This is a genomic window from Amycolatopsis sp. AA4 (assembly GCF_002796545.1).
Classification (GTDB): Bacteria; Actinomycetota; Actinomycetes; order Mycobacteriales; family Pseudonocardiaceae; genus Amycolatopsis.
The window spans coordinates 3,149,428-3,158,598 of sequence record NZ_CP024894.1 but is presented as its reverse complement, the minus strand read 5'-3'; the positions used below and the strand labels follow the sequence as shown (position 1 = coordinate 3,158,598).

The 9,171-nt window shown below is 70.2% G+C and carries 9 protein-coding genes; 2 read left to right on the top strand and 7 right to left on the bottom strand.

Annotated features, from left to right (window positions below):
• Positions 1-21: 21 nt before the first annotated feature.
• The 6 genes from CU254_RS14935 to CU254_RS14910 all read right to left on the bottom strand — a co-directional run bounded on the left by CU254_RS14935 (position 22) and on the right by CU254_RS14910 (position 5,329).
• Positions 22-672 carry a response regulator transcription factor gene (locus CU254_RS14935; RefSeq protein ID WP_009077029.1) on the bottom strand — a complete coding sequence of 217 codons (651 nt, stop codon included), beginning with the start codon at positions 670-672 and terminating at the stop codon, positions 22-24.
• Positions 660-1,904, bottom strand: coding sequence for a sensor histidine kinase (locus tag CU254_RS14930; RefSeq protein ID WP_009077027.1), 1,245 nt, complete (start codon positions 1,902-1,904; stop codon positions 660-662). The genes CU254_RS14935 and CU254_RS14930 overlap by 13 nt, the downstream gene beginning before the upstream one ends.
• 101 nt (positions 1,905-2,005) lie before the next feature.
• Complete coding sequence (locus tag CU254_RS14925; protein WP_009077025.1) at positions 2,006-2,944, bottom strand: GNAT family N-acetyltransferase; 939 nt, start codon at positions 2,942-2,944, stop codon at positions 2,006-2,008.
• Between the two features lie 12 nt (positions 2,945-2,956).
• Positions 2,957-3,634 carry an aspartate/glutamate racemase family protein gene (locus CU254_RS14920; protein ID WP_009077022.1) on the bottom strand — a complete coding sequence of 226 codons (678 nt, stop codon included), beginning with the start codon at positions 3,632-3,634 and terminating at the stop codon, positions 2,957-2,959.
• On the bottom strand, positions 3,631-4,635 hold the full coding sequence (locus tag CU254_RS14915) for a D-cysteine desulfhydrase (RefSeq protein WP_009077019.1): 1,005 nt from the start codon (positions 4,633-4,635) through the stop codon (positions 3,631-3,633). The genes CU254_RS14920 and CU254_RS14915 overlap by 4 nt, the downstream gene beginning before the upstream one ends.
• A gap of 37 nt (positions 4,636-4,672) precedes the next feature.
• On the bottom strand, positions 4,673-5,329 hold the full coding sequence (locus tag CU254_RS14910) for an IclR family transcriptional regulator (protein ID WP_050788188.1): 657 nt from the start codon (positions 5,327-5,329) through the stop codon (positions 4,673-4,675).
• A gap of 133 nt (positions 5,330-5,462) precedes the next feature.
• On the opposite strand from CU254_RS14910, the gene CU254_RS14905 reads away from it, so the two are divergent.
• The gene (locus tag CU254_RS14905) at positions 5,463-7,328 is read left to right on the top strand and encodes an FAD-binding monooxygenase (protein WP_009077017.1); all 1,866 of its coding nucleotides are present in this window, start codon (positions 5,463-5,465) and stop codon (positions 7,326-7,328) included.
• Positions 7,329-7,332: 4 nt separating this feature from the next.
• Here CU254_RS14905 and CU254_RS14900 read toward each other — a convergent pair whose 3' ends face one another.
• Positions 7,333-8,487 (bottom strand): epoxide hydrolase family protein, encoded by a 1,155-nt coding sequence (locus CU254_RS14900; RefSeq protein ID WP_009077015.1) that lies wholly within the window; start codon positions 8,485-8,487, stop codon positions 7,333-7,335.
• A gap of 82 nt (positions 8,488-8,569) precedes the next feature.
• Here CU254_RS14900 and CU254_RS14895 point away from each other — a divergent pair, with 82 nt between their 5' ends.
• Positions 8,570-9,133 (top strand): ABATE domain-containing protein, encoded by a 564-nt coding sequence (locus tag CU254_RS14895; RefSeq protein ID WP_009077013.1) that lies wholly within the window; start codon positions 8,570-8,572, stop codon positions 9,131-9,133.
• Positions 9,134-9,171: the final 38 nt, after the last annotated feature.

Sequence of the window (9,171 nt, the reverse complement as noted above, 5' to 3'; positions counted from 1 at the left end):
CCAGCGCGCCCCACGGGAAGGTCAGGCCCGGGACGCTCCGAGGAACCGCAGCACAGCCAGGACTCGGCGGTGGTCCGCGTCGGCCACGGGCAGGTCGAGCTTGGCGAAGATGTTGTTGATGTGCTTCGCCACGGCGCTCTCGCTGACCACCAGCGCCTGCGCGATGCCCGCATTCGAGCGCCCTTCGGCCATCAGGCCCAGCACGTCCCGTTCGCGGGGAGTCAGCCGCGCGAGAGGGTCGCTGTCGCGGCGCAGCAGCAGCTGGGCGACGACCTGCGGGTCCAGGGCCGTTCCCCCGTCCGCCACCCGCCGGACCGCCGCCACGAAGTCGGCGACGTCGGCGACCCGCTGTTTGAGCAGGTAGCCCACGCCGCTGGTGTTCGCGGACAGCAAGTCGGCCGCGTACCGCTCCTCCACGTACTGCGAAAGCAGCACCACCGGCGTCCCCGGCCAGCGCCGGCGGATCTCCATCGCCGCCCGCACCCCCTCGTCGGCGAAGCCGGGCGGCATCCGGACGTCGATCAGGGCGAGGTCGGGCCGGTGCTCGGCCACTGCCGCCAGCAGCCCCTCGGCGTCGCCGGCTTCCGCGACGACCTGGAACCCGCCGGTCTCCAGGACCTTGGCCAGTCCGACCCGCAACAGCACCGAATCCTCGGCGATCACCGCGCGCACGGCAGCTCCGCGGCGACAGTGGTGGGGCCGCCGACGGGGCTGCTGACCCGGAACGCCCCGTCGAGCGAGCCGACCCGCTTGGCCAGCCCGGTCAACCCCGTGCCAGCGGCGTCGGCACCGCCCAGCCCGTCGTCGGCGACGCGCACGCGCAGCACCTCGCCGACCTGACGGACCAGCACCTCCGCACGCGTCGCGTTGGCGTGCTTCGTCGCATTGGTCAGCGCCTCGGAGATCACGAAGTACGCGACGGACTCCACGTTGGGCGCCAGCCTTTCCGCCAGATCGACCCGCAGCCGCACCGGCAAGGGCGTGCGGGCGGCCAGCCCGGACAACGCCGCGTCGAGACCTCGGTCTTCGAGCACGGCCGGATGCAGCCCCCGCACCAGGTCGTCGAGTTCGGCGATCGCTTCCTTCGCTTCCGAATGCGCTTTCTCGATGACCTCGCGGGCCTCGTCCGGCAGGTCCGGGCGGGTGGCGAGCGCCAGGCCCAGGTTGACCGCGAGGGACACCAGGCGCTGCTGGGTGCCGTCGTGCAGGTCGCGCTCGATCCGGCGGCGCTCCGCATCGACGGCCTCGATCAATCCGGTCCGGCTCACGGCCAGCTCGTCGACCCGCTCCTGGAGCCGCTGCGCCCGGCTGGGCCCGAGCAGGCCCGACGCCAGCCGCGCCTCGGCTCGGGCGGCTGCCCGCGCGGTCCAGGGCAGAGCGCACAGGAGGAGGAATCCGGCCGCGGTGTACGCGGGTAGCTGGGTCGCGTAGCCGAACCAGGCCTGGCGGATTCCGGTCGGCAGCGCCCATGCCCAGGCGTACGCGGTGACGCCCGCCAAGCCCGCCGCAGCCGCCGCGAGCACCAGCAGTTCCAGCAGCGCGAGCAGCGGGCCCAGCACGAGGTGGTAGCCGATCTTGCGCCAAGGCCGGGTCGCCGCGAGCCACTGGGCGATCGAGGCCCACGTCCATCGTTCCGGCGTGGCGGGGGCGAGCCGGGGGAAGTCGACCCCGAGGAGCACCCGATAGCGAGCCCGCTGAACGGCCGTCAGCACCGGGGTGCCGAGCAGGACCAGTACCGCCGACACGGAAACCGCGAGGAGCCAGTTTCCCGTCCTGGCGGCCGTCGCCGCTGCCCACGCCCAGACAGGCACCAGCGCCAGGTGCGGCAGCACCCCAGCGGCGAGGAAGCCGGTGTCCCGCCGCGCTCGGAGGACCGCGCGTTTCAGCGCGGCTGGAATCGTCATGGCATGACGCTAAGCCACCGTGGGAGGACGGTGCCATGAAGCCTGTGCCCGGCCCGATGGTGAACCTAGTACCCGGTTGGCGCGCTTCGAGGCGCCGCTGTTCAGGCAGGCTTGAGCAGCGGCATATCCCGGGAAATCTCCCGGAACCCGACGCTGTAGTACAACCCCCGCGCCGCCGGATGCCCAGGCGCACCAAGACAAGCGACCGTCGCATGGGTGGCCCCCGCCGCCCGCGCGCGGTCCATCCCGTGCAGCAGCATCGCCCGGCCCAGCCCGAGCCGCCGGTACTCCGGGTGGGTCCCGACCGGCTCGAACTCGACGGTCCGGTTCACCTCGTCGAGCCACATGATCGTGGACGCCGCCATCGTCCCGTCCGGTGCTTCGACCAGAAGGTGCAGGTCGCCGCGGTACGCCGGGGTGGCGCGGACGCCCTCGTAGCTCTCCAGCGAGTACGCGATGACGCCCCAGGCGTCGAGATGCGCCTGGACGGCCGCTTCCGGTCCGGCTTCGGCTGCGGTGCGGAAGCGGAATCCGTCCGGCAGCACCGGGTTTTCGAGCACGTCGAGCGCGCGTTCGTTCAGCTGGGTCCAGGATCCGGTGTCGCCGAGGCCGTCCGGATCGGGCCGGTAGCCGTGCGCCGCCCAGCGTTCCAGGCCGAATTTGTCCGCCGTGCCGGGCAGCACGGTGCGTTCGAGACCGTCCGCGGTCGCGTCGAACCAGTCGATCACCTCGTCGACCAGTCCGGCATGGTCGGGATGCACCTGATATGCCAGATATGCGCCGGTGATGTCTTGGACCGAGCCGTCGCTGCGCCGCACGCTCCGGGGCAGCTGCGCCCAGCCCCACGCGACGAGGCCGTCCCCGGCGAACCACAGCCGGCGGACCCAGCTCGCCCCTTGCGCAGTGTGTGCTTTGCCCCAGTTCCAGGCCAGTTCGCCGTAGGACGCGTCGCTGTTGACCAGTTCCGGGCGCACGGCGGTGATCCGCTGCGCGAGATCCTGCATGAGCTGCACGTCCGCGGCGGTCAGCAGATCGGTCATGGCCGGACTCTGTCAGGCGGACGCCCGCGCGTCGACCGGTTTTCCGCCGCAGCGGCGGATCACCGCGTCGGCGAGCAGGTCCGTCGGGTCGAGCACTCCGGCGGACTTCCCCGCCACCAACGGAAGTTCCGTGCACGCCAGCACCGACAGCGGCGTGTCGACGTCGGCCAGCGCCCGGTCGAAATGCGCCGCTCCGTCCGCCAGTTCGCCGCGCTTCACCGCCGCGACCGCGGCATCGACTTCCCGCTGCCCCGCTTCGGACGGCACCACCCACTCGACCGCGGGCACTCGCCGCTGGTACAGCCCGGCGGCGATCGTGCCGCGAGTGCCGAGCAGCCCCACCGGACCCGTCCGTCCGGCGAGGAATTCCGCGGTCTCCGCGACCATGTCGACGAACGGCACCCCGCTGTCGGCGGCCAGCCGGTCCAGGAAGAAATGCGCGGTATGGCACGGGATCGCGATCACGGACGCGCCGAGATCGCGCAGTTTTTCCGCCCCGGCAAGCAAAGCCGGGTACGGGTCGGTGCTTCCGCCGAGGACCGCGGCGACCCGGTCCGGCACCGTCGGGTCCGCCCAGATCGCCACCCGCAGGTGGTCCTGGTCGCGGTCCGCGGCCGTGCGCGCGACGAGCTTCGCGTAGAACTCCGCGGTCGCCGCGGGACCCATGCCGCCGAGGACGCCCGCGATCACTGGAACGTCGACCGGTAGCCGAACAGCCCCGCCGCACCGCCGGTGTGCACGAACACCACGCGGTCGGTCGCGGCGAACCGGCCTTCCTCGATCCCGCCGAGCAGGCCCGCGAACCCCTTCCCCGAGTACACCGGGTCCAGCAGGATTCCTTCGGTCTCGGCGAGCAGCCGCACCGCGTCCACCATGGACTGAGTCGGCACGCCGTAGCCCTCGCCGACCCAGCGGTCGTCCACCAGCACGTCGTCGCGGGAAACCTCGGCGCCGAGCAACTCCGCCGTCCGGGCGGCCAGGCCGTGCACCGCGTCGATCTGCCGTGCTTCCGGCTGCCGCACGCTGACGCCGAGCACCCGCGCCGGACTGTGCACCGCCCGCAATCCGGCCACGAGCCCGGCCTGGGTGCCGGTGCTGCCGGTCGCGTGCACGACCCAGTCGACCGGGACCGGTGCCGCGTCCAGCTCCAGCGCGCACTGGACGTACCCGAGCGCGCCGATAGGATTCGACCCGCCGCCCGGGATCACGTACGGCCGCCGTCCCTCCGCGCGCAGCTTGGCCGCCACGTCCTCCATCGCCGCTGACATGTCGGTTCCGGCCGGTACTCGGTCCACGATCTCCGCGCCGAGCAGTTCGTCGAGGAACACGTTGCCGGAGTTCTCGTACTCCTCGTCGCGCACCTGGCGTTGTTCGAGCAGCAGTTTGCAGCCGAGCCCGGCGCGTGCGGCGGCCGCGGCGGTCTGCCGGGCGTGGTTGGACTGCGTCGCGCCCTGGGTGATCAGCGTGTCCGCACCCTGCGCGAGCGCGTCGCCGACGAGGAATTCCAGCTTGCGCGTCTTGTTGCCGCCGGTCGCCAAACCGGTGCAGTCGTCGCGTTTGATCCAGAGGTCCGGTACGTCCCGGTGCCGTTCGCGCAGCCGCGCGGTGAGCCGGTCCAGCGGTTCGAGCGGGGTCGGGAAGTGTCCGAGCGGGAAGCGGGCGAAGCGCGTCGTCTGTACCACGGACGCCATCGTGCTTCCCGCGCCCGGCCGCTGTCCACCGCGTCTACTACGGATGCAGTTCGGCCCGGATCGCCTCCGCCGCCCGCGCCAGCCGGGCCCCGATCGCAGAGATATCAGCCGGACCGGTCAAATACACCACCGCGAGCGCGGCCGGATGCTGCCCGGGCACCGCGAGCGGCACCGCGATCGACGACAGCCCGGGGATCACCTCGTCGTGGCTGGTTTCGTACGGCGCTTTCTCCCCGCGCAACTGCTGCAGGATCGCGCGCCCCGGGGCGCCCGCGGTGATCGGATGCCGGGTGCCCGGCCGCTGCGCCACCGCCGCCTTCGCCTGCCGCGGCTCGACGCTGGCCAGCGTGACGACGGAATCCTCGCCGTCGAGCGTCGCGAGGAACGCGGTCATACCGAGTTCGTTGGCGAGCACAGTCAGTTCGGGCAGCGCGGTCGACTGAAGATCGCGGGAAACGTTGCGCGCCAACGCCGCCAGCCGTGCGCCCAGCTCCAGTTCGCCGTTCGCGCCGCGCACGACCAGTCCGTGGTCCTCGAGCGTGCGCACGATGCGGTAAGTGATCGACCGATGCAGCCCGAGCCGTGCCGCCAGCTCGCCGATCGACAGCGGAGTGTCGGCGTCGGCGAGCACTTCCAGCGCGGTGAGCCCGCGCGACAACGTCTGCGACCCGGCCGCTTGCTTGGCTTCCGTCACGACTCGGTCCTTCCCCGCGGGGTCTTGTGCACCGGAGCGGCCCACCTTAGCATCGATGTACTCAATAATTGAACAACGAGTTCTATTATCGAACACGGTCCCCTTTGGCGCTCACAGCGAGGTGAGGAAATCCATGCAGTTCCACCACCACGGCTACGTTTCCGGCGAACCGCGCGTCCTCCCCGCCGCCGGAACCGGGATCGACCGGCCCGCGGAACTGCCGGACGAGGTCGACGTGCTGATCGTGGGCACCGGTCCCGCGGGCATGATCACCGCCGCGCAGCTGTCCCGGTACCCGAACGTCGTCACGCGCATCGTCGAACGCCGAGGCGGACGGCTCGAAGTCGGGCAGGCGGACGGGATCCAGGCGCGCAGCGTCGAAACGTTCCAGGCCTTCGGGTTCGCGAACCGGATCGTCGAGGAGGCGTACCGGATCACCACGATGTCCTTCTGGAAGCCCGATCCCGCCGACCCGAAGCGCATCGTCCGCTCGTCGCGCGTCCCCGACGACCCGACCGGGATCAGCGAATTCCCGCACCTCATCGTGAACCAGGCCCGCGTGCAGGACTATTTCGCCGAGTACATGGCCCATTCGCCGAGCCGGATGAAGCCCGATTTCGGCCTGGAATTCCAGTCGCTGGCCATCGCCGAAGGCGACGAATACCCGGTGACCGTCACACTGCGGCACACCGCCGGCCCGCGCACCGGCGAGGACCGGGTGGTCCGCGCCAAATACGTGGTCGGCTGCGACGGCGCCCGCAGCGCGGTGCGCGAGGCGATCGGGCGGAAGCTCGTCGGCGATCAGGCGTTGCACGCGTGGGGCGTGATGGACGTCCTCGCCGTCACCGATTTCCCGGACATCCGCACGAAATGCGCCATCCAGTCCCACGACGGCGGCAATATCCTGCTGATTCCCCGCGAGGGCGGCTCGTTGTTCCGGATGTACGTCGATCTGGGCGAGGTGTCCGAGGACGACCGCGGAGCCGTCCGGAAGACCACGATCGACCAGATCATCGCGCGCGCCAACGCGATCATGCGTCCGTACACTGTGGACGTCAAGAACGTGGCCTGGCACAGCGTGTACGAGGTCGGCCATCGCCTTACCGACAAATTCGACGACGTCCCTGTCGGGGAAGACCGGCTGCCGCGCGTCTTCATCACCGGCGACGCCTGCCATACGCACAGCGCGAAAGCCGGACAGGGCATGAACGTCTCGATGCAGGACGGCTTCAACATCGGCTGGAAACTCGGCCACGTCCTCGACGGCCGCGGTCCCGCCCCGCTGCTGGCCACCTATTCCGCGGAACGCCAGCTGATCGCGAAGAACCTCATCGACTTCGACAAGGAATGGTCGGCCCTGATGGCGGCCCGGCCGGAAGACCTGGCCGATCCGGCGGAACTGGAAGAGTTCTACGTGAAGACCTTCGAGTTCCCGTCCGGATTCATGACCTGTTACCAGCCCTCGGTCCTCATCGCCGCGCCGGAACACCAGGACCTGGCAACCGGATTCCCGATCGGCAAACGCTTCAAATCCGCTCCCGTCATGCGGGTCTGCGACGCCAACCTGGTCCACTTAGGACACCATGCCCAGGCCGACGGCCGTTGGCGCGTCTACGTTTTCGGCCCCGCCGCCCAGGTGGCCGAGTTCGCCGATTGGCTGGGGAAGTCCCCGGACTCCCCGGTAGTGGCGCACACGCCCAAGGACTTGGACGTCGACGCCTGGTTCGACGTCAAGGTGATCTACCCGCAACCGTACGAGGAGGTCGATCTCGGCGAGGTCCCGGAGATCTTCCTGCCCCGCACCGGCCCCTTCTCGCTGATCGACTACGAGAAGGTTTATGCGGCCGACCCGGCGGACGACATCTTCGCCGCCCGCGGAATCTCGCCCGACGGCGCGGTGGTGGTGGTCCGGCCCGACCAGTACGTCGCGAACGTCCTCCCCCTCACCGCCACCGCCGAACTGACCGCGTTCTTCGCGCCGATCTTCAGCGCCGGATAGCCGGTCACCCCCGCAATACCGCGGCGAGCCCCTCCCGCAGATCCCGGACGAAGTACTCCGGCACCTCCAGCGACGGGAAATGCCCGCCCCGTGCGGGTTCCCGCCACCGGACGATCTGCCGGAACCGCTCCTGCGCCCAGGGACGAGGGGTTTTCTCGGTATCGCGGGGGTACATGGTGACCGCCGCCGGAACGTCCACGCGCAGCTCCGGATCCAGCGAATTGTGGCTCTCGTAGTAAATCCGGGCCGCCGACGCACCGGAGCGCGTCAGCCAGTACAACGTGACGTCGTCCAGAACGCGGTCGCGCGAAATTGTCTCAAATGGACTGTCCTCGGTATCCGACCATTCCGCGAATTTGTCCACGAGCCAAGCCAGCAGCCCGACCGGCGAGTCGACGAGCGAGTACCCGATGGTCTGCGGCCTCGTCGCCTGCTGCTTCGCGTACGCCGAGCGATGCCGCCAGAAATGCCGGGTTTCCTCGGTCCACCGGCGCTCTTCCGCGGTCAGCCCGTCGGTCGACAGCCCGGGCGGGCCCTCCGCGAACAGCGTATGGACACCGAGAACCCGCTCCGGGAAGCGGCCGGCGAGAACCGTGGTGATGTTGCCGCCCCAGTCGCCGCCGTGCGCCAAGAACTCGTGATATCCCAACCGGCCCATCAGTTCCACCCACGCGGCGGCGATCTTTTCCGTTCCCCACCCCGTGGTGGCCGGTTTGTCGCTGTACCCGAAACCCGGCAAGGACGGGGCCACGACATGAAACGCCGGGGCGCTCGGGTCGGCCGGTTCCGCCAGGTCGTCCACGATATCGATGAATTCCGCGACGCTGCCCGGCCAGCCGTGCGTCATGATCAACGGCGTGGCGTCCGCGCGCGGGGACCGGCGGTGCAGGAAGTGGATGCCCAGGCCGTCGATCACCGTCCGGTACTGCCCGATCCGGTCCAGGCGCTCCTCAAACGCGCGCCAGTCGTATTCGGTACGCCAGTAGGTGACGAGATCCACCAGATCGGCGAGCGGAACGCCCTGGTCCCATCGGCGCGAGCCGTGCACCGTCTCGGCCTCCGGAAGCCTCGCCGCGGCCAGCCGCGCCCGCAGATCGTCGAGGTCAGCGTCCGTCGCGCGGGCTTCGAATGCCTCTATTTCGCTGGTCAGAGCGGTCATGAGTCCTCCTAGCTTGCGTGGAACCGGCTTAGCCGGTTCTATCAGTCGCCCGCGCCTGAGCGCAACCGGCTAAGCTGGTTCCATGCCTGCTGGGTTCCCTGACTTCCGCCTCGGCACCGTGCTCGCGACGAGCTTCACGGCGACGCGGACCGAGCGTTGCGGCGATGCCGTCGAGCGCATTCCGACCCCGCAGCGGCTCGCCGATTGGCTGGCGGTGAGCGGTCTCGCCGTGGAGTCCTGCACCACCGAGCAGCTCGAACTCGCCCGGGAACTCCGGGAATCGATCCACGCCGCCGCGACCGCGGCCGCGCTCCACGAGCCTCTGCCCGCTCCTGCGGTCGAAATCATCAATGCCTGCAGCGCGCAGGGCCGGGCCGCGGCGGTCCTGACCCCGGACGGCAAGCGGCGCTGGCAGCTCAGCCCGGCTACCGCGGTGGAAGACGCCCTCGGAGTGATCGCCGCCGACGCGATCAGCATCATCTCGGGCGAACGCGACGGAAAGCTGGCCCTGTGTGCCTCGCCGACCTGCCAGGCCGCGTTCTTCGACACCAGCCAGAGCCGAACACGCAGGTGGTGCGACATGAACACGTGCGGCAACCGGCAGAAGAAAGCGCGCTACAACGCGAACCGCGCCGCAGCGAAGTGACCTGCACGCCGGGTTTGCCGAGCGATCAGGCTGGAGCA